Annotated in this window: 17 protein-coding genes; 9 read left to right on the top strand and 8 right to left on the bottom strand. The window is 63.2% G+C overall.

The window, feature by feature from the left end:
• Positions 1–49 precede the first annotated feature (49 nt).
• From CAG31_RS18860 to ahpF, 3 genes are all read left to right on the top strand, one after another.
• On the top strand, positions 50–988 hold the full coding sequence (locus CAG31_RS18860) for a site-specific integrase (RefSeq protein ID WP_139831391.1): 939 nt from the start codon (positions 50–52) through the stop codon (positions 986–988).
• Between the two features lie 138 nt (positions 989–1,126).
• Positions 1,127–1,690 (top strand): alkyl hydroperoxide reductase subunit C, encoded by a 564-nt coding sequence (ahpC, locus tag CAG31_RS18855; protein ID WP_085583902.1) that lies wholly within the window; start codon positions 1,127–1,129, stop codon positions 1,688–1,690.
• Positions 1,691–1,824: 134 nt separating this feature from the next.
• The gene (gene ahpF, locus CAG31_RS18850) at positions 1,825–3,387 is read left to right on the top strand and encodes an alkyl hydroperoxide reductase subunit F (RefSeq protein WP_085583900.1); all 1,563 of its coding nucleotides are present in this window, start codon (positions 1,825–1,827) and stop codon (positions 3,385–3,387) included.
• A 63-nt stretch (positions 3,388–3,450) separates the two neighbouring features.
• Here the strand turns inward: ahpF and gloA are convergent, their stop codons facing one another.
• The gene (gene gloA / locus CAG31_RS18845; protein WP_085583898.1) at positions 3,451–3,972 is read right to left on the bottom strand and encodes a lactoylglutathione lyase; all 522 of its coding nucleotides are present in this window, start codon (positions 3,970–3,972) and stop codon (positions 3,451–3,453) included.
• Positions 3,973–4,111: 139 nt separating this feature from the next.
• Here gloA and CAG31_RS18840 point away from each other — a divergent pair, with 139 nt between their 5' ends.
• Positions 4,112–4,630 (top strand): DUF4946 domain-containing protein, encoded by a 519-nt coding sequence (locus CAG31_RS18840; protein WP_085583987.1) that lies wholly within the window; start codon positions 4,112–4,114, stop codon positions 4,628–4,630.
• A gap of 206 nt (positions 4,631–4,836) precedes the next feature.
• Here the strand turns inward: CAG31_RS18840 and CAG31_RS18835 are convergent, their stop codons facing one another.
• From CAG31_RS18835 to CAG31_RS18825, 3 genes are all read right to left on the bottom strand, one after another.
• The gene (locus CAG31_RS18835) at positions 4,837–5,202 is read right to left on the bottom strand and encodes a histone-like nucleoid-structuring protein, MvaT/MvaU family (RefSeq protein ID WP_085583896.1); all 366 of its coding nucleotides are present in this window, start codon (positions 5,200–5,202) and stop codon (positions 4,837–4,839) included.
• 235 nt (positions 5,203–5,437) lie between these two features.
• Positions 5,438–6,973: an EAL domain-containing protein gene (locus tag CAG31_RS18830; RefSeq protein ID WP_085583894.1), complete on the bottom strand. Its 1,536-nt coding sequence runs from the start codon at positions 6,971–6,973 to the stop codon at positions 5,438–5,440.
• 103 nt (positions 6,974–7,076) lie between these two features.
• Positions 7,077–7,949, bottom strand: a complete 873-nt coding sequence (locus CAG31_RS18825) for a LysR family transcriptional regulator (protein WP_085583892.1) — start codon at positions 7,947–7,949, stop codon at positions 7,077–7,079.
• Between the two features lie 76 nt (positions 7,950–8,025).
• On the opposite strand from CAG31_RS18825, the gene CAG31_RS18820 reads away from it, so the two are divergent.
• Together CAG31_RS18820 and hppD are read left to right on the top strand one after the other, a co-directional pair.
• Entirely contained in the window at positions 8,026–8,973 is a 948-nt protein-coding gene (locus CAG31_RS18820; protein ID WP_085583890.1) for a DMT family transporter, read from the top strand.
• Between the two features lie 246 nt (positions 8,974–9,219).
• Positions 9,220–10,296 carry a 4-hydroxyphenylpyruvate dioxygenase gene (gene hppD / locus CAG31_RS18815; protein ID WP_085583888.1) on the top strand — a complete coding sequence of 359 codons (1,077 nt, stop codon included), beginning with the start codon at positions 9,220–9,222 and terminating at the stop codon, positions 10,294–10,296.
• Between the two features lie 177 nt (positions 10,297–10,473).
• Here the strand turns inward: hppD and rarD are convergent, their stop codons facing one another.
• From rarD to CAG31_RS18800, 3 genes are all read right to left on the bottom strand, one after another.
• Positions 10,474–11,355 carry an EamA family transporter RarD gene (gene rarD / locus CAG31_RS18810; protein ID WP_085583886.1) on the bottom strand — a complete coding sequence of 294 codons (882 nt, stop codon included), beginning with the start codon at positions 11,353–11,355 and terminating at the stop codon, positions 10,474–10,476.
• A 275-nt stretch (positions 11,356–11,630) separates the two neighbouring features.
• A complete protein-coding gene (locus CAG31_RS18805) occupies positions 11,631–12,644 on the bottom strand; it encodes an aldo/keto reductase (protein ID WP_085583884.1) in 1,014 nt (337 codons plus the stop codon).
• Between the two features lie 68 nt (positions 12,645–12,712).
• Positions 12,713–13,612 (bottom strand): LysR family transcriptional regulator, encoded by a 900-nt coding sequence (locus CAG31_RS18800; protein ID WP_085583882.1) that lies wholly within the window; start codon positions 13,610–13,612, stop codon positions 12,713–12,715.
• 100 nt (positions 13,613–13,712) lie between these two features.
• Here CAG31_RS18800 and CAG31_RS18795 point away from each other — a divergent pair, with 100 nt between their 5' ends.
• Together CAG31_RS18795 and CAG31_RS18790 are read left to right on the top strand one after the other, a co-directional pair.
• The gene (locus tag CAG31_RS18795) at positions 13,713–14,423 is read left to right on the top strand and encodes an SDR family oxidoreductase (protein ID WP_085583880.1); all 711 of its coding nucleotides are present in this window, start codon (positions 13,713–13,715) and stop codon (positions 14,421–14,423) included.
• Positions 14,420–14,785: a hypothetical protein gene (locus tag CAG31_RS18790; RefSeq protein WP_085583878.1), complete on the top strand. Its 366-nt coding sequence runs from the start codon at positions 14,420–14,422 to the stop codon at positions 14,783–14,785. The genes CAG31_RS18795 and CAG31_RS18790 overlap by 4 nt, the downstream gene beginning before the upstream one ends.
• A gap of 72 nt (positions 14,786–14,857) precedes the next feature.
• On the opposite strand, the gene CAG31_RS18785 is transcribed toward CAG31_RS18790, so the two are convergent.
• Entirely contained in the window at positions 14,858–16,168 is a 1,311-nt protein-coding gene (locus CAG31_RS18785) for an MFS transporter (protein ID WP_085583876.1), read from the bottom strand.
• A 170-nt stretch (positions 16,169–16,338) separates the two neighbouring features.
• Between CAG31_RS18785 and CAG31_RS18780 the strand changes: the two genes are divergently transcribed.
• Complete coding sequence (locus CAG31_RS18780) at positions 16,339–17,448, top strand: sugar diacid recognition domain-containing protein (protein ID WP_085583874.1); 1,110 nt, start codon at positions 16,339–16,341, stop codon at positions 17,446–17,448.
• The last annotated feature ends 249 nt before the right edge of the window (positions 17,449–17,697 follow it).

Raw genomic sequence — 17,697 nt, 5'->3', positions numbered from 1 at the left:
ATTGCGCTTGATGCGCAGCCCGTCAGTACACTCCGTGAGAAACCCGCCCATGAGCGATCTGGATCGCTATCTGCAAGCCGCCACTCGTGACAACACACGCCGCAGCTACCGTGCGGCCATCACTCATTTCGAAGTGACCTGGGGTGGTTTCCTGCCCGCGACGGCGGAAAGCGTCGCCCGCTACCTGGTGGCCCATGCCGGTGTGTTATCGATCAATACGCTGAAACTGCGCCTGTCGGCGTTGGCGCAATGGCACAGCAGCCAGGGGTTTGCCGACCCGACCAAAGCGCCGCTCGTGCGCAAGACGCTCAAAGGCATCCGTGCGTTGCACCCGGCCCAGGAGAGACAGGCCGAGCCTTTGCAGCTGCAACACCTGGAGCAGGCGGTGGCTTGGCTGGATCAGGAGATCAGCGAAGCCCGGGCGCAACAGAACCGGCCGCAGTTGCTCAAGGCTTGCCGTGACCGGGCGCTGATTCTGCTGGGCTTCTGGCGCGGCTTTCGCAGCGACGAGCTGTGCCGCCTCGAGGTCGAACACGTCCAGGCCCATGCCGGCAAAGGCATCACCGTGTACCTGCCGCGCAGCAAGGGTGACCGGGAAAACCTGGGCAAGACCTATCAGGCGCCGGCACTGCTCAAGCTGTGCCCGGTGCAGGCGTACATCGAGTGGGTCACCGAGGCAGCCCTGGTGCGCGGCCCGGTCTTTCGCGGGGTGGATCGTTGGGGGCATCTGAGCGAGGAGGGGCTGCACGCCAACAGCGTGATTCCGCTGCTGCGCCAGGCGCTCAAGCGCGCCGGCATCGAGGCCGAGCATTACACCACCCATTCGCTGCGCCGCGGTTTCGCGACCTGGGCGAATCAGAGCGGCTGGGACCTCAAGTCACTGATGAGCTATGTGGGCTGGAAGGATATGAAGTCCGCCATGCGCTATGTTGAAGCCAGCCCCTTTGAAGGGATGGTTCGGATCACGGATAAGCCGCCGTCGCTTTAGATATCGTTTTCTTCTATTAATACAGTCAGCTAATAGCGAAAACAAATCAGCAGCATCAGGTTTGCCAATGAGCCATCCGTCGAGCGAGTGGGTAGGATTCACCCCATCGAGTTCACAACCCCTGACGGAGAGTCATCAATGCCTATCATCAACAGCCAAGTAAAACCGTTCAAAGCCACCGCGTTCAAAAACGGCGACTTCGTGCAAGTCTCGGACGCTGACCTGAAAGGCAAGTGGTCGGTCGTGTTCTTCTACCCAGCCGACTTCACCTTCGTTTGCCCGACCGAGCTGGAAGACCTGGCCGACAACTACGCAGCCTTCCAGAAACTGGGCGTAGAGATCTACAGCGTTTCCACCGACACCCATTTCGCCCATGCTGCCTGGCACAACACTTCGCCAGCCATCGGCAAGATCCAGTACACCATGATCGGCGATCCGACCCACGTCATCTCCCGCAACTTCGACGTGCTGATCGAAGAAGCTGGCCTGGCGGATCGTGGCACCTTCGTGATCAACCCTGAAGGCCAGATCAAGATCGTTGAACTGAACGACGGCGGCGTTGGCCGTGACGCTTCCGAGCTGCTGCGCAAGATCAAGGCCGCTCAATACGTCGCTGCCCACCCAGGCGAAGTCTGCCCGGCCAAGTGGAAAGAAGGCGAGGCCACTCTGGCTCCGTCCCTGGACCTGGTCGGCAAGATCTGATCCTGTGACACCGCAACACTCAGGGCGGAACTCCGCACCTACCTAAGTAAGCTGCACCGCCCAATGAAAACGCCCGGGCGAGATTCGCTCGGGCGTTTTTTTTCGCCTCAAAGAAAGTTCAGGAGATCGCCCGTATGTTGGACGCCAATCTTAAAGCCCAGTTGAAATCGTACCTGGAACGGGTCACCCAGCCGATCGAGATCGTCGCTTCTCTCGACGACGGTGCGAAATCCCGTGAAATGCTTGAACTGCTGAAAGACGTTGCCAGTCTTTCGAGCCAAATCACCCTGATCGACAGCGGCGACGATGTCCGCAAGCCGTCGTTCTCGATCAACCGCCCCGGCGCCGACATCAGTCTGCGTTTCGCCGGCATCCCGATGGGCCACGAATTCACCTCGTTGGTGCTGGCCCTGCTGCAGGTCGGCGGTCACCCTTCGAAGGCCAGCGCCGAGGTGATCGAACAGATCCGTTCGCTCAAGGGCGAATTCAGCTTCGAAACCTACTTCTCGCTGTCGTGCCAGAACTGCCCGGACGTCGTCCAGGCGCTGAACCTGATGGCCGTGCTGAACCCGAACATCCGCCATGTCGCCATCGACGGCGCGCTGTTCCAGGACGAAGTCAACGACCGCAAGATCATGGCCGTGCCGAGCATCTACTTGAACGGCGAGAACTTCGGTCAGGGCCGCATGGGCCTTGAGGAAATCCTCGCCAAGCTCGACACCGGCGCCATCGAGCGTCAGGCCGAGAAGATCAGCGCCAAAGAGGCCTTCGATGTGCTGGTGGTCGGCGGTGGGCCGGCCGGCGCTTCGGCAGCCATCTACGCAGCCCGCAAAGGCATCCGCACCGGCGTCGCCGCCGAACGCTTCGGCGGTCAGGTGCTGGACACCATGGCCATCGAGAACTTCATTTCCGTACAGGAAACCGAAGGCCCGAAACTGGCGGTGGCGCTGGAAGAGCACGTCAAGCAATACGACGTGGACATCATGAACCTGCAACGCGCCGACAAGCTGATCCCGGGCCAGAACGGCGAGCTGCATGAAGTCCGTTTCGCCAGCGGCGCGATCCTGAAAGCCAAGAGCGTGATCCTGGCGACCGGTGCGCGCTGGCGCGAAATGAACGTGCCGGGCGAGCAGGAATACCGCAACAAAGGTGTGGCGTACTGCCCGCACTGCGACGGCCCGCTGTTCAAGGGCAAGCGCGTGGCGGTGATCGGCGGCGGCAACTCCGGCGTGGAAGCGGCCATCGACCTGGCCGGGATTGTGGCCCACGTGACCTTGCTGGAGTTCGACGTGCAGCTGCGTGCCGACGCCGTGCTGCAGCGCAAGCTGCACAGCCTGCCGAACGTGACCGTGATCACCAGCGCGCAAACCACCGAAGTCACCGGTGACGGGCAGAAGGTCAACGGCCTGCGCTACAAGGATCGTCAGTCGGATGAGTTGCGCAGCGTCGAGCTGGAGGGGATCTTCGTGCAGATCGGTCTGCTGCCCAACACCGACTGGCTCAAGGGCACCATCGAGTTGTCGCCGCGTGGCGAGATCATTGTCGACAACCGCGGCGAAACCTCGATCCACGGCATCTTCGCCGCCGGCGACGTGACCACGGTGCCGTACAAGCAGATCGTGATCGCGGTGGGCGAGGGCGCCAAGGCATCGTTGAGCGCGTTCGATCACTTGATTCGCACGTCGGCCCCGGCATAAGCCTTGAGCCTGAAACGACAAACCCCATGATCGCTCATGGGGTTTGTCGTTTTCGGGTGTTGCTTACAGCGGTGCCGGCTGGATGATTTCGACCCAGTAGCCGTCCGGATCCTTGATGAACGCCAGGCTCTTCATGCGGCCGTCGGTCAGGCGCTTCTGGAAATCGCAGCCCAGTTCCTCGAAACGCTCGCAGGCGGCGACGATGTCCGGCACCGAGATGCAGATGTGGCCGAAACCGCGCGGGTCGGTGTTGCCGTTGTGGTACGCGAAATCCGCGTCGTTTTCGGTGCCGTGGTTGTGGGTCAGTTCCAGGATGCCGGGGATCGACTTCATCCACTCGGTGCGGGCTGCGGCGTCCGCCGGGATCTGCGCCTTGTCGACCAGCGCGAGGAAGTACAGGCTGAATTCGGCTTCCGGGAAGTCGCGCTTTTCCACCAGCGAGAAACCGAGCACGCGGGTGTAGAAGTCCAGCGACCGGGTGATGTCCTTTACGCGCAGCATGGTGTGGTTGAAGACGAAGTTGCGGGTTGCGCTGTCCGGGGTGGCGGTCACGCCAGGGAAAGTGTTCAGTTCGTGCAGGCTCATGGGCCCTCCGTGACGAATGGGGCGAGTGAATGGCGCAATGATACGCATGCCTTGGGACATCGCCAAACCTCACGTGCAGGCTTGCCCTGCCAGGAGGCTGGGCTCAGACTGCTCGGCTCAGTCTGCCGGTGTCCTTCGAATGATCCGACCGTTCAAATCGCTGTTCGTTTTCCTTTGCTTGTCGTTGTGCGCCGCGGGCGCGTCGGCCCAGGCGCCGGAGATCGCCTGGCCCGCCGGCTGGCAGGTTGAGGCCCTGCCTGACACATCGCCGCAGGTGTCGCGTCAGCGCGGGGTGAAGACCGATGCCGAAGGGAATCAGGTGATGGTGATGGAGTTGACCATGACCCGAGTGGAAACCGGCCATCAAGTCAACCTGCAAGGGGTGCTGCTGGAAATGCGCAAAGCGGTGCAGAAGGACTTCTTCCAGGGCGGCTACCAGAGTGTGTGCAACAGGATCCACTCATCCGTCCTGGGTTCGCTGTCGGCACTTGAGACCACCTGCACGGTCACTGAAAACGGCAGGCACGTGTTGTCGCAAACATTGGTCGCTGCCCTCGACGCTCAGAACGCCTATGTACTTTCGTATGCGGGAGAGGCCGAGATGTTCAAACAGAGCACCGACGAAATAGCGTCGATACGAAACAGCTTGAAACTTTAATCCTGACCGGGCGGTCTGCACCGTTATAGATGCCCGAAAGCATTAAGCACAAAGATAACTGCGAGCCGGCCGGCAATATTCTGCTGCAAATTCGTACTGCGTCTGGCGCAAGGCCGATCAACTTTTCAGACGGGGCTCGTTGCATTTGTTAAATATTGTCCACAAAAAAGCCCTGCATCGGCAGGGCTTTTTCTGTTGGCGCAAGATCAGCCGCGCAACCAGGAATCGACGGTGGCTGCCCCGTACTGTTCTTTCCAGGCTTTCAGGCCGCGGTGGTTGCCGCCTTTGGTCTCGATCAGTTCGCCGGTGTGCGGGTTTTGGTACACCTTGACCACGCGGGCGCGGCGGGTCTTGGGTGCTGCGGCCACTTGCTGGCCGGATTTCGCCGGGTTCGGATCGAGGATGGCGATGATGTCCTTCAGGCCTTTGCCGTAGGTTTTCATCAGTCCCTGGAGCTTCTCTTCGAATTCGATTTCTTTCTTGAGCCCGGCATCGTTCTTCAGCGATTCCAGCTGCTTGAGCTGTTCCTGAAGGGCTTTTTCAGCTGCACGAAATTCAGCGAGTCTGGACAATATCGTTACTCCAATAGTGTGTTTGGCTGATACCAACCGCAAACAAAGCCTTCGGACGTCAGCCTTGAAGCGACTCGGTGATAATTGGCTCACCTGCCTATCTTGCAACAGGTAAGAAAAATTGTAGTAGTTAATGCCGCAAGAGTAAATCCTGACTTTTTCTTCATGTAACAATCGCGTTGTTTTGTTTCAAATTGGTGCGCCAGGCCACAGGGGGAAGGATGAGAACGCCTAATTAACGGTGAGTTAATGCGTTAATGAATTCGGCCGCCGGCATGGGTTTGCCGTACAGGTAGCCTTGCAGGAAGTTGACGTGATGTAACGTCAGGTATTGGCTTTGTTCTTCGGTCTCCACGCCTTCGGCGACGATGCCCAGGTCCAGCTTGGCGCACAGTTCGATGATGCTGTCCAGGATGTGCCGCGACAACGCATCGAGACCGATCATGGCGACGAAGCTCTGGTCGATCTTCAGGAAGTCGACGTTGAACGTGCGCAAGTAAGTCAGGCTCGAATGGCCGGTGCCGAAGTCGTCGATGGCGATCCTCACGCCCGCTTCGCGCAGTTCGCTGAAGAGGCGGTGGGTGATGTCGGTGGGCTCGACCAGTTCGCGTTCGGTGAGCTCCAGCACCAGGTGGATGCTGCCCGGCTCGAACGCGGCGAGGAATTCGCGGCAGTCCTGTACCAGTTCCAGGTTCTGGCAGTGACTGGCGCTGATGTTGATGCCGATGTGGAAGGGCGTGACGAAGGTAGACGAAACCGGCCCCAGCAGGGCGGCGGTCTGCTGCATCAGCGAGCGGGTCATCGGTACGATCAGGCCTGAATGCTCGGCAAAGGGGATGAACAGGTCGGGGCGGACCAGGCCTTCTTTCGGGTGGTTCCAGCGCATCAGCACTTCGGTTCCCGACCATTGCTTGCTGTCGCCGTGGACCACCGGCTGGAAGTAGGGAATGAACTCTCCGGCTTCCAGTGCGCGGAGCATTTCATGGCTCGGTGACGTGGAGCGCTTCTGCACGATGTAGCCGATGGCGCCGGACACCGCGCCGAAAAAGATCAGCAGGCTGAACAAGGGCGGGTATTCGTCCGCCATGTAACGCCACACCTTGCCCTCAGGAAACCCCGCCGACACCGAAAAGGCATAGCGCGATGAGTTCAGCGTGCTTTGCGCCACCGGCAACGGTGGGAGGGCGCCTTGATGCACTTTGCCGTCGGCGGACAGCCAGTTGTTGCCCACCTGCAACAGCAGCAGGGTCTGCCGCCCGATCAGGCGCAGGATGTTGCTCAGGTGGTAGCCGTCCAGCGTAGTCAGTGCGCCGCCCCGGCCTCCGCTCAGCCGATAGACCAGCAGTGCGGTGTCGGGCGTCACCGGGTTGCCGTTCATGAGCCACAGTTTGCCCTGGGTGTAGTCGCCGGGGTTGACGGCCTCCTTGAAGTGGCCGAACAGCGAGCTGCAATAAAGGTTGTCGTCCCACACAAGGTTGGTCGAGCGGACGAAGGGGCGGCGGGTGACCTGTTCGCGCAGGGCCAGTTGCGCCGTGTCGCAGGGCTGGCCGGCCAGAGGCAGCAGTTCGAGGGCGGCCTGGGCCGTGTTGTCGAGCATCAGTTCGAACTGACGCAGCGCTTCTTCGGCGGTCTGCTCCGCGCTCTGCTGCAAGGTGCGCTCGGCCTGCAGGTAGAGAATGGCGGTGCCCGACAGGATCGGCAGCAAGCCGCACAGCAGGGTCACGATGATCCGGGTGCCGGGCTTGCGGCGGGATCGGGCGGTCAGCGGCATGGGGGCATCCTGTCGCGGGGGAGAGCCGCCCTTGAATGCAGGGCGCCCTCCGGTAAGTGAGTCGTCAACGCCCATGATAGATGGCTGTCGGTGCCTGTGCCGTTCAAGGGCGATGTCGCCGGGTCGCCGACGCTATGAAGGCGAGGGTGGCGGGCGACGCCTGGCGGCTGTCCAGCACGGCCAGCCCCACCTGTCGGCGCACGGCGGGGGACAACGGCCGTTTCACGTAGCGGCCGGCGGTGTCCGCAGGCAATGAGCCTTCGGCCACGAGGCTGACCGCGTCGCCACGGCCGACGACATCGAGTGTGCTCAGCAGTTGCGAACAGCGGTAGCGGATGTTGGGGCTCAGGCGGGCCGCGCTGAAAAGGCGCGAGACCAGTTCCGAAGAGCCGGCCTCGGTGAGCACGAAAGGATCGTCGCACAGATCCTTGAGGCTCACGTGCGCCCGTGCCGCCAACGGATGGCCGGCCGGGAGCAGGGCGACCATCCGGTCCTCGATCAGGGGGAACGTGTCGAAGCGCTCTTGCGGCAAGACCACGAAACCGATGTCGATCCGCCGCTCTTCCAGCCACTGGATCACTTGTCGATCCGGCCCTTCCTCGATGTGCACCTCGATGCCCGGATGGGTCTGGCGGTATGCCTCCAGGATGCCGGGCAGCAGCGTGACCGAAGAGGTCGGGCCGAACGAACCGATGCGCAGCGTGCCGCGCTTCATTCCCCGGGCATCGGCCGCCTCCTGACGCAAGGTGTCGGCCAGCCCGAGCATGGCCCGGGCGCGCAGCAGCAATTGTTCGCCGATGTCGCTGAGCTCCACTTGGGCGGCATGCCGACGCAAGAGTTCGACGCCCAGTTCCTGCTCCAACGACTTCAGGGCATGGGACACCGCCGACTGGGAAATGCCCAGGCGATTGGCGGCGAGGGTGAATCCGCGCAATTCGGCCACCCGCGAAAAGATTTCCAGTTGAGTCAGGGTCATGAGCTTTTACTCATTTTACGATGATGAACAATCGAACAAATGATACGGCATCCGTTCTCTTTGTCTCGGGAGTGTTATGTCCGGTTATGAGCAAATCCGCCCGGCGCCTTCGGACGTGCCGGTGTACGTGAACCTGGCGCTGGTCACCATGGTCTGGGGCGGCACCTGGGTGGCCGGTCGGCTGCTGGCCGGCCAGCTGAGCCCGATGTTTGCCGCCAGCCTCAGGTTCCTGCTGGCCAGCGCGGCGCTGCTGGTCTTTCTGCGGCTGGCGCGGATCCCGCTGGCCCGGCCGAGCCGCCGGCAATGGCTGCAACTGACGGTGCTGGGGTTCTTCGGGATCTTCCTTTACAACCTGTGTTTCTTTTACGGCCTGCAATACATCAACGCGTCGCGGGCCTCGCTGATCGTGGCGTTGAATCCGGCGGTGATCGGCCTGGCGTCCTGGCTGCTGTTCAAGGAACGGCTGGGACGAATGAAAGTCCTCGGCATCGCGGTCTGCATCGCCGGCGCGGTAACGGTGATCGTCAGCCGCGACCCGCAATCGCTGGCGGCATCGCCGCAGGCCTGGATCGGAGATCTGCTGATCTTCGGCTGCGTGCTGGGCTGGGGCGTGTACTCGCTGTTTTCCCGCAGCCTCAGCCAGAGCCTCGGCCCGGTGCAGACGGTGACCTACTCCATCCTGCTCGGCACGGGGATGTTGTGGGCGTTGGCGGCCCTGCGCGGAGAACTGGATTGGGCGAGACTGGCCGACCTTGGCGCAGAGCAGTGGTGGAGCCTGATCTACCTCGGCGTGCTCGGTTCGGCGCTGGCCTACATCGGCTACTACGACGGCATCCGCAAGATCGGCGCGACGCGCGCCGGCGTGTTCATCGCCCTCAACCCGCTGACGGCGGTGATCCTCGGTGCCCTGTTGCTCGGCGAGCGGCTGACGTCGGCCATGTGCCTGGGCGGGGCGGTGATCCTGGCGGGGATCTACCTGTGCAACAAACCCTTTGCAGCGACGCGCAAAAGGCGGATTTTATAGAGAGGGCAGACAATCCGTTTTACGCTGTGTAGAATCCGGTTACGCATACAATAATAATCGTCTTCTGGCAGCAGAAGCCTCGCCCGCAAGAGCCTTGGGTCGACAATGAAGATATTCGGGTTACAACTGATCTACGGTGACTTCCTCGCCCGCAGCGTGCGTGGCGTCTCCTGCGCACCGCCCCGCGCCCTCAGCATGACTGGCAACTAACTTTGGTTAATTGATAAGAATGATGAGGCGCCTACCATGGCAGATCTGTACGAAAACCCAATGGGCCTGATGGGCTTTGAGTTCATCGAATTCGCGTCGCCGACGCCCGGCACCCTGGAGCCGATCTTTGAGATCATGGGCTTCACCAAGGTCGCGACCCACCGCTCCAAGAACGTGCACCTGTACCGTCAGGGCGCGATCAACCTGATCCTCAACAACGAACCCCACAGCGTCGCCTCGTACTTTGCCGCCGAGCACGGTCCGTCGGTGTGCGGCATGGCGTTCCGGGTCAAGGATTCACAGAAGGCCTACAGCCGTGCGCTGGAACTCGGCGCCCAGCCGATCCACATCGAGACCGGCCCGATGGAGCTGAACCTGCCGGCGATCAAAGGCATCGGCGGCGCGCCGCTGTACCTGATCGACCGTTTCGGCGAAGGCAGCTCGATCTACGACATCGACTTCGTGTTCCTCGAAGGCGTCGACCGTCATCCGAAAGGCGCGGGCCTGAAGATCATCGACCACCTGACCCACAACGTGTACCGCGGCCGCATGGCCTACTGGGCGAACTTCTACGAGAAGCTGTTCAACTTCCGCGAGATCCGCTACTTCGACATCAAGGGCGAATACACCGGCCTGACCTCCAAGGCGATGACCGCTCCGGACGGCATGATCCGCATCCCGCTCAACGAAGAGTCGTCCAAGGGCGCCGGCCAGATCGAAGAGTTCCTGATGCAGTTCAACGGCGAGGGCATCCAGCACGTGGCGTTCCTCACCGACGACCTGGTCAAGACCTGGGACGCGCTGAAGAAGATCGGCATGCGCTTCATGACCGCGCCGCCGGACACCTACTACGAAATGCTCGAAGGCCGCCTGCCGAACCACGGCGAGCCGGTCGACCAGCTGCAGGCTCGGGGCATCCTGCTCGACGGTTCCTCGGAGCCGAACGACAAGCGCCTGCTGCTGCAGATTTTCTCGGAAACCCTGATGGGCCCGGTGTTCTTCGAATTCATCCAGCGCAAGGGCGACGATGGCTTCGGCGAGGGCAACTTCAAGGCGCTGTTCGAGTCGATCGAGCGTGACCAGGTGCGTCGTGGCGTGCTGACCGCCGAGTAAGCTTCAACGATGCAAAAAAGCCCGGCCTGCAATCCTGCAGGCCGGGCTTTTTCATGCCTTCACATTCCCTTGCGGGAGCGAGCCTGCTCGCGATTGCGATCGTTCGGTCGATATCCATTTCGAGTCTGAAGACGTCATCGCGAGCAGGCTCGTTCCTACAGGTTTTTGGTGCGGGGACTACGGGCGGCGTTGGCGCATCAGGTGCTTGAAACCTTCGAACACCAGCACCATCACCGCCATCCAGATCGGGATGTAGGTCAGCCATTCGCCGGACTTGATGCTTTCGCCCAGCAGCAGCGCCACGCCCAGCAGCAGCACCGGTTCCACGTAGCTGAGCAGGCCGAACAGGCTGAACGGCAGCAGACGGCTGGCGATGATGTAGACCACCAGCGCCGAGGCGCTGATCAGGCCGAGCAGGGGGATCAGCCAGGCCAGGGCCGGGTATTGGTCGAACACGCCGAAGCCTTGCTCGCCGCCCCGCACGAACCAGTAGGCCACGGGCAGCATCAGGGTCATGTCGACCCACAAGCCGCCGAGGTTGTCCGTCTTCAGGCGTTTGCGCAGCACGAAGTACAGCGGATAGCCGACCACCACCACCAGCGTCGCCCAGGAGAAGCCGCCCACCTGGTACAGCTCGTTGAGCACGCCCAGGCTGGCGAAGAACACGGCGACCTTCTGCAGGTACGACAGGCTCTCGCCGTAGGCGATCCGGCCGGTCAGCACCATGGCCAGCGGCAGCAGGAAGTAGCCCAGCGACACATCGAGGCTGTAGCCGTTGAGCGGCGCCCACATGAATAGCCACAGCTGCACGCCGAGCAGGGCGGACGACAGCACCAGGCCGCCGATCAGCTTCGGCTGCCCGGCCAACCGGCGCAGCAGTTCCGCCACCCGGCGCCATTCGCCGGACAGCAGCATGAACACGGTCATGCAGGGCACGGTCAGCAGCATCCGCCAACCGTAGATTTCCACGCCGCTCAGGGGGCTGAGCAACGAGGTGTAGAAATACATGACGGCAAACAGCGTCGAAGCCGTCACCGAGAGAGCGATACCTTTAGCCAAACTGTCCTCGCGGGTTGCAGGTCAAACGGGGCGCGCAGGATACGTGGTTTTTGTGCTGAATATTGGCCGAGTGCTCAATATTTCCCACATCGTGAAGATAAGCACAAAAACCGGGGGAGTGATTGTCTTGATCCTGCCCCGGGGCGGCCTCAGTGACGCCATCGCCAGCAGGATGGCTCCCACCTTGTTTTCAGGTGACCGCAGAACCTGCATTCACCTGAATCCCTGTAGGAGCCAGCCCGCTGGCGATGGCTTCAGTCGAGGCAAAACAGCCCTCAGGCCGAACGCGGCCGGCGCCCCGACACGAAATGGCTCACATCGTTGAACCCCGGCGTCGAGGCATGCCCCGGCGTGACCAGCGAATCGATGAACGCCTCGTCCTCAGCGGTGATCTTCACCGCTTGGGCCTTGGTGTAGGCATCCCATTGCGCTTCGGTGCGCGGCCCGACGATGGCCGAGGTCACGGCGCTGTTGTTCAGCACCCAGGCGATGGCGAACTCGACGATCCCCACCCCGCGGTCCTGGGTGTACTGCTGGATCTGCTGGGCGATGCGCAGCGACTCCACCCGCCATTCGGTCTCCAGGATGCGTTTGTCCTGGCGGCCGGCGCGGCTGTCGGCGTCGGGTTTGACGTCCGGCGCGTATTTGCCGCTGAGCACGCCACGGGCCAGCGGGCTGTAGGGCACCACGCCCAGCCCATAGGCCTGGGCGGCGGTGATCTGCTCGGTCTCGGCCTGGCGGTTGACGATGTTGTACAGCGGCTGGCTGATCACCGGACGGTCGACGCCGAGCTTGTCGGCGATGCGCACCACCTCGGCGATCCGCCAGCCCCGGTAGTTCGACAGGCCCCAGTAGCGGATCTTGCCCTGGCGGATCAGGTCGCCGATGGCCGAAACCGTTACCTCCAGCGGCGTGCTGTGGTCCTCTCGGTGCAGGTAATAGATGTCGAGGTAGTCGGTGCCGAGCCGGGTCAGGCTGGCCTCCAGGCCGTTGAACAGGTGCTTGCGGCTCAAGCCGCTGCGGTTCGGCACGCCTTCGGTCGGGCCGAAGCCGACCTTGGTCGCCAGCACCCATTCGTGGCGACGGCGGGCGATGGCCTCGCCGACGATCTCTTCCGAGCGGCCGTTGGTGTAGACGTCGGCGGTGTCGATGAAATTGATGCCCTGGTCCCAGGCCTTGTCGATGATGCGCAGCGAATCTTGTGCGCTGGTCTGTTCGCCGAACATCATCGTGCCCAGGGTGAGGGTGGACACCTGCAGACCCGAGTGCCCCAAAGTGCGATAGCTCATGCCGAATTCCTTTTGCCGGAGGGAAAGCCTCCATCAAATACCAGAAGCGCCTGGCGCGGCAAAGTGAATTATCGGCTCAACGTTTTGCAGCGCTCGCGCAGGAACGCCTGCAACACCTTGACCCGCTCCGACACCTGCACCCGGTGCGGGCACAGCAGATTGAACGGCACGCTTTCGCCGTGCCAGTCGTCGAACAGCGTCACCAGCCGGCCGGCGCGCACGTCCTCGGCCACGTCGAGCCAGGCCTTGTAGGCGATCCCGTGCCCGGCCAAGGCCCAGCGCCGGGCGACTTCGCCGTCGTCGCTCAGATAGTCGCCGTGGACTTCGACCTCCAGGGTCTCGTCGCCGCGGCCGAAACGCCAGGTGTTGTACGGCCGGCCGTTGCGCAGGTAAAGCAGGGCGCTGTGTCCGCTCAGTTCGCCGGGGTGCTGCGGCGAACCGTGGCGCGCCACATACGCGGGGCTGGCGCAGGCCACGCGACGGTGCTCGGGCAGGATCGGCAGCGCCACCAGCGTTGAATCGCTCGGCACGCCGAAGCGCAGCGCCACGTCCACCGTTTCGCGAAACAGATCCGCGTGACGGTCGTTGAGCAGCAGCTGCAGCTGGATGTGCGGATGCTCGCGCTTGAAATCGTCCAGCCACGGCAGCAGCACGTTGCGCCCGAAGTCCGACGGTGCCGCCAGCTGCAGGACGCCGCTCAAGCCTTCGGTCTGCTGCTTGAGCGCCAGTTCGCCCTCGGCCAGCGTGGCCAGGGCCAGGCGCACGCTTTCCAGGTAGCGCCGGCCCTCTTCGGTCAGGCGCATGCTGCGGGTGGAGCGGGCGAACAGGCGGATGCCCAGGCGTGTCTCCAGACGCTTCAGCGCGATGCTGGCGGCCGCCGGGGTGAGCTCCAGCGTCCGGGCGGCGGCGGAAATGCTGCCCGAATCGGCGGTGCGGACGAAGATCTCCAGATCGAGTATCGAGCTCATTGGTAAAAATCCTTTAAAGATCCTTCCGATTTACCGGGATTTTTCTTCGATTGGCAACCCGTGAATATGGAATCTCCTTAAGCCCAGCGGAGCCACTGTCATGAAACCACTCGAATCTTCCTTGCGCGATCAGACCGTCGTCGTCATCGGCGGCAGCAGCGGCATCGGTGCCGCCGTCGCATCCGGCGCCGCCGCGCGGGGCGCCCGCGTCTACGCAGTCGGCCGGCGGATCGATGCCGGCGCCGGCGACGTCCGTCAGGCGTCCGCCGACATCACCGATGATGCGTCGCTGCGCCAATTGTTCGAACGCATCGGCGCCTTCGATCACTTGGTGATCACTGCGGGCCCGAACGTCAGCGCCAAGCCCCTGGCCGACAGTGACCTGCTGCTCGCGCAACAGGCGTTCGACGTGAAGTTCTGGGGCGCGGTGCGTTCGATCCAGCAAGCGCTGCCGTACCTGAGCGAGCGGGGCAGCATCACCCTGACGTCCGGCCTGCTGTCGCGCAAGTTCGTGGCCGGGCAGTTCATCAAGACCACCCTGAACGCCGCGCTTGAGGCGCTGGCCAAACAGTTGGCCAAGGAGCTGGCGCCGCGCCGGGTCAATGTGATCAGCCCCGGCGTGACCGACACCGAAGCCTACGCCGGCATGGATGAAAGCCAGCGTGCGGCGATGTTCGCCCGCACCTCGGCGGCGTTGCCGGTGGGCCGGATCGGCACGCCGCAGGAGTTGGCAGACGCCTTCACGCTGGTGATGGAAAACGGCTTCATCAGCGGCAGCATCATCGACGTCGACGGAGGCGGACTGTTATGACCTGGCATTTCGACCACCTGGCGTTCAGCACGCCGGACGGGCCAGCGGTGCAGGACGCCTTCGATGGATTGCTGGGGCTCAAGCCCGGCCGGCGGCCGCCGTTTCCGTTTCCCGGCCGATGGCTGTACCAGGATGCCCAGGCGTTGGTGCATGTGATCGAGCAGCCTGCGCTAGAGGATACGGTGCTGAGCCACATTGCCTTTCGTACCGATGACGACGCGGCCCTCGTGCTCAAGCGGGTGCAGGCCAGCGGTTTGCCGTATCAGGTGGCGCAGGTGCCGGAGGACGGGATCTGGCAGATCTTCGTGCAGGTGCCCGGCGGGCTGGTGATCGAGCTGGATGCAAAAGCGCGCGTTGCTTGAGTGCGCTCGATGCAGGCAGTGGTTCACCCATGAAAAACGGCCCGAAAGGGCCGTTTGTGCATCGCTCGCGAATTACGCCCGCAACGTGCGCGTCATGCGCAGCGCCAACAGGCTGCCGCCGACGATCACGGCCGCCAGCAGGTACAGCGCCGCATCGGTCGACCCGGTGCTGTCCTTGACCCAGCCCACCAGGTACGGGCTCAGGAAACCGGCCATCTGGCCCATGGAGTTGATCAACGCCAGGCCGCCCGCCGCCGCGCCTGCGCTGAGCATCGCCGTCGGCACCGGCCAGAACATCGGCAGGCCGGTGAGGGCGCCCATGGTGGCGAGGGTCAGGCCGAGGATGGCGAGGGTCGGGTTGGCGGCGAAGTTCACCGCGATCAGCAGGCCGGCGGCGCCCATCAGCATCGGCACCACCAGGTGCCAGCGGCGTTCCTTGCGCAGGTCCGCCGAGCGGCCGACCACCAGCATGAACAGTGCTGCCAGCAGGTACGGGATCGCGCTCAGCCAGCCGATCACCAGGTTGTCGCTGAAGCCCAGGTTCTTGATGATCGACGGCAGCCAGAAGTTGATCGCGTACACGCCGCTCTGGATGCAGAAGTAGATCAGGCCGAACGCCCAGATCGCCGGGTTCTTGAACACTTCGGTCAACGAATCGGAGGCGGTCTTGGGCTTGTTCGCCAGGTCTTCGGCCTGGTCGGCCTCCAGCACCTTGCGCTCCTGGGGGCTCAGCCACTTGGCGTTGGCGAAGCTGTCGCTGAGCAGGAAGTACGCGAGCACGCCCAGCACCACGGTCGGAATGCCTTGCAGCAGGAACATCCACTGCCAGCCGGCGAGGCCGCCCTGGCCTGCGGCGAAGTGGTTGAGGATCCAGCCGGAGAACGGGCTGCCGAGCAGGCCCGAGACCGGGATCGCCGACATGAACAGCGCCATGATCCGCCCGCGGCGGAACGTCGGGAACCACTGCGAGAGGTACAGCACCACACCGGGGAAGAACCCGGCTTCGGCGGCGCCGGTGAACAGGCGCAAGGTGTAGAACTGGGTCGGGGTAGTGACGAACAGCAGGCAAGTCGACAGCGTGCCCCAGGTGATCATCATCAGGGCGATCCAGCGCCGCGGACCGAACCTGGTCAGCGCCAGGTTGCTCGGCACGCCGCACAGCACGTAGCCGATGAAGAAGATCCCGGCGCCGAGGCCGTAGACGGTTTCGCTGAACTTCAGCGCGTCGAGCATCTGCAGCTTGGCGAAGCCCACGTTCACCCGGTCGAGGTAGTTGAACAGGTAGCAGATGAAGATGAAGGGGATCAAACGCAGGGTGATGCGTTTGTAGACGGCATTCTTGTCGTCAGCGATGGCCTGGACAGCTGCGGCGCTCTGTGACATGGCGACTCTCTCTTTATTATGATTTTTTGCGATGCAAGGGTAACGTTGATCGCCCTGAGAGTCTCGGCCACCTTTGGCCGGATTGTCTTTGTGCCTGAGCACAGGGTTTGTCGCCGGACCCTGTGCGGGTGAACAACCGTCCGCGCCCGTTTTCAAGGATTTTGCCCACTATGTTCGAACTCGATCACGACCTCGCGCAGGACATCGTCGACCGGGCCATGGCCATTCTGCCCTACAACGTCAATGTCATGGACAGCCAGGGGCTGATCCTGGGCAGCGGCGAGCCGGAGCGCATCAACACCCGCCACGAAGGCGCGCAACTGGTGCTGGCCAACGGCCGGGTGGTGGAGATCGACGCCCAGACCGCCGTGCACCTCAAAGGCGTGCAGCCGGGGATCAACCTGCCGCTGATGCTCGACGGTCGGCTGATCGGCGTGCTCGGCATCACCGGCGAGCCGGAGCCACTGCGCACGTACGCCGAACTGGTGCGCATGACGGCCGAAATGCTGGTGGGCCAGCGCAACCAGCAGGCTGAGCAGCAGTGGCGGCGCCAGCGCTGCGATGACCTGCTGGCGCTGCTGCTGAGCGAGGCGGGGGATTCGCCGAGGCTGGTGGACGAGGCGCAGCAACTGGGGCTCAAGCCGCAGTTGACGCGGGTGCCGTACCTGTTCGAGCTGGGCCTGGAGCAGGGCGCGGGGCAAACGGTCGAGGCCCTCGGTGCCTGGCTGATGTCGCGCTACCCGGACAGCTGGTGCGTGAGCTCGGCCAAATCGTCGCTGCTGTGGTGCCGTCCGGCGGGACAGGCCCTGGAGCATGACCGCCTGCTGGAAAAGCTCGACGGGCAGGGCTGGAACATCCTGCGCATCGCCGTGGGCGGGCAGGCCGACGGTTTGGCTGGGCTGCGCCGCTGCTACCGGCGGGTCGGCGATTTGCTGGCGTATGGCCGTGAGGTGCTGCCGAATTCGCGGCTGCTCAAGCTCGACCGCTATCGCCTGCCGGTGATGCTCTGGCGGCACCGCAACGACGACGCCCTCGATGAACTGCTCAAGCCGCTGCGCAAGGTGATCGCCAAGGACAGCAACGGCCAGTTGCTGGCGACGCTGCGCAGCTGGTGCGAGCACGACGGCCAGAGCCAGGCCTGCGCCGACGCGCTGGGCATCCACCGCAACAGCCTGCGTTACCGCATGGAGCGGATCGCCGAACTGAGCGGGGTGGATCCGCTGCGGCTGGACGGAATGCTCGCGCTGTACCTGGGGGTGCAGCTCTTGCCGCAGACCTGAGGGCTCTTGAGGACGCACCGCCAAACCCTGTAGGCGCTTGCCTGCAAGCGAAGAGGCCGGCACTGCCGACATCTCTGCTGCCTGACCCGCCGCCATCGCCAGCAGGCTGGCTCCCACATGGATTGCGGGGTACCCACCACATCGGAGGTCACCGCAGACCTGTGGGAGCTGGCTTGCCAGCGATGGGGCCGGCACTGCCAGCATCTCTGCTGCCTGACTACCGCCATCGCTGGCAAGTCGAGTCGTCGC

The organism is Pseudomonas sp. R25(2017) (assembly GCF_002112565.1).
Taxonomy (GTDB): Bacteria; Pseudomonadota; Gammaproteobacteria; order Pseudomonadales; family Pseudomonadaceae; genus Aquipseudomonas; species Aquipseudomonas ekonensis.
The sequence above is the reverse complement of the archived record's forward strand: the minus strand, read 5'-3'. Positions and strand labels throughout refer to the sequence as shown.